We start from the raw sequence: 2285 nt of genomic DNA on the forward strand, positions 1-2285 counted from the left end.
CTGCCCTACATGGAGTTCCACCGCATGCCTTTTCGTCCCAAGCTGCTCGCCGTTGCCATCGCTGCGCTCGTTGTTGGCGCAACCAGCCTTCCGCCCCAGGCCATCGCAGCGCCGGCGGTATCCAGTCCGGCGCATGTCGACCTGCAGCAGGCACTTGATGGATTGGCCACGAAGGCCCGGCCGGGCCTGATCGGCATCGCCGTCGTCGATGTCGGCAGCGGCAAGCGCTGGAGCGTGCATGGCAGCGAGCCGTTCCCCATGATGAGTACGTTCAAGGCACCTGTGGCCGCGACGGTGCTCGACCTCGTCGACCAGGGCAAGTTGACGCTGGACCAGGAAGTCACACTGGCCACCAGCGATGTACAGGATGGATCGGCCGTGCCCTCGGTCGGCGCGGCCGTGAAGGGTGGCCGAACCCGCTTCACCGTGCTTGACCTCCTGGTGGGCTCGGTCACCCAGAGCGACAACACCGCGGTGAATGCCTTGATCAAGCTCGTCGGCGGTCCGGCCGTCGTTACCGCGAAACTGAAATCGGCCGGCATCGAAGGCATGCGCGTGGATATGGATGAGGTCGGCATCGAAGAAATCTTCGAACAGCTGCCCAAAGGGACGGCACCGCCCAAAGGTGAAACCGACGCCCAGGAAAATGCACGCCTGGCCAGGGGCTACGCTGCATTCCTGGCCGATCCGCGCAACTGCACCACGCCCCAAGCCGCGGTCGATTTCCTCGGCAAGCTTGCCAGCGGCAAGTTGCTGACACCCTCCTCCACCACCCTTCTGATGAAGCTGATGCGCGACGTGGTGATCCCCCGTCGCCTGCGTGCAGGCCTGCCCAACGGTACCGACTTTGCCAGCAAGACAGGCACCTCCGGATCCTTCAACGGTCACAGGGGTGCCTACAACGACATCGGCATCATCACCTTTCCCGACGGGCGCCGCGTGCTGATAAGCGCACTTCTGCGCGACTCGCCAGCGACCGATGCACAGCGCGATGCCTTGTTCGCGAACATCGGTAAAACCGTTTACCAGGCCTTGCAGGCAGCGCCCTGACCACGGGCGGCGAAAATTTTACGATATTTGTACTCGCCAGCCGGTTCGTTGAGTGAGAGCGTATGCCCCGCCCCCCACGGGGCATCCTCTATCCATCGGAGTTGCTCGAAAGATGTTGCAGCAGGACTTGCCCCAGGACATCCTCGCCCATCCTTCCACCTGGTTGCTGCAAGACCCACCCGACACGGGCGAAGCACCGCGCAGCAGCGTCGATGAGGCCATCGCCCGTGCCGCCGGCCGCACGAAGTCGCTCTTCAGTGCTCACTGGGTGCACATCGAAACGCCGGTAAACCTGCCCCACGTGGCTGTTGAAGCATCACAACTGGACGACACGCTGGCCGCGATGCTCGAGCGTGCCTGCCAGCATGCGCTGGTAGGATCGCGCATCGACATCGAAGCGTGGTGCGATCCTTCGTGGGTATTCATTGCGGTGATGGCAGGTGCAGCGGGGGACTCAGCCGACCGCGACACCGATGGCCGCCCGTCGATTCGATCGACCGGCGAACCTGGCCAGCGCCCCGGCGATGGCTGCGTCGACACGCAACTTGTGGACGGCACGCATCTGTCGCTTCGCGCATTCCCGGCCGCCACGCGCTAGTCAGCCGCCACCCCGCTGGAAGCGCTCGAAGGGAGCCATGGCTTCCTCGACGGTGGCCTTCAGGCCCGCTCGCCGCTTCACCAGCCAGGTCCACTTTTGCACGCGAAGCATGCTGGCCTTGCGATCCATTTTCAGATCGATCGCTGCCACCATTTCATCGCCCACCAGCACCGGCAGGGCGAAATAGCCGAACACCCGCTTCGGCACCGGCACGTAGGCTTCAAAGCGATGGTCGTAGCCGAAGAACAGCGCCAGGCGCTTGCGCTGGATCACCAGCGGGTCGAACGGCGAGAGGATAGTCACGCGTGATGGCTCGTGGGCCACGGGAGCCTCAAGCGTTGCAGGCTCCATCCATTGCCGCGACTTCAGGGCCTCACCCACGTGTACTTCCACCAGCTTCCCGCGCCTGGCCGCCTTCTCGATCAATTCCCCGACCAGGGATTTAAAGCCGAGGTTGCCATAACAGGTGGAATCAAGGCTCACCAGCCCTTGCGAACGCAGCGCGCGATCAAGCAGGTATTGGGCGAACTGGGCAGGATGCGAACCTGTCGGACGGCGCTGCCAGCCAAAGTGACGCCTGGCCAGTTCGTAGGTCTTGACGATGCCCTCGCGCCGGCTGATGGTGAGGTCGCCATTG

At 63.8% G+C, this 2285-nt stretch carries 3 protein-coding genes; 2 read left to right on the top strand and 1 reads right to left on the bottom strand.

Annotation, left to right across the window (positions count from 1 at the left end; translation table 11 throughout):
• Together bla and VK519_RS00030 are read left to right on the top strand one after the other, a co-directional pair.
• On the top strand, positions 1 to 1050 hold a 1050-nt coding region (gene bla, locus VK519_RS00025; protein WP_324346443.1), incomplete at its 5' end, for a class A beta-lactamase.
• A gap of 112 nt (positions 1051 to 1162) precedes the next feature.
• A complete protein-coding gene (locus VK519_RS00030; RefSeq protein WP_324346445.1) occupies positions 1163 to 1648 on the top strand; it encodes a hypothetical protein in 486 nt (161 codons plus the stop codon).
• On the opposite strand, the gene VK519_RS00035 is transcribed toward VK519_RS00030, so the two are convergent.
• Positions 1649 to 2285, bottom strand: a 637-nt coding sequence (locus tag VK519_RS00035) for a DNA glycosylase AlkZ-like family protein (RefSeq protein WP_324346447.1), incomplete at its 5' end; no start/stop codon positions are given.

Origin of the sequence: Pinirhizobacter sp., from assembly GCF_035317885.1 — a bacterium.
GTDB lineage: Bacteria > Pseudomonadota > Gammaproteobacteria > Xanthomonadales > Rhodanobacteraceae > Pinirhizobacter.

Coding starts and splice junctions, on each gene's coding strand:
- VK519_RS00030 (WP_324346445.1), top strand. CDS start 1,163: ATGTTGCAGCAGGACTTGCCCCAGGACATCCTCGCCCATCCTTCCACC.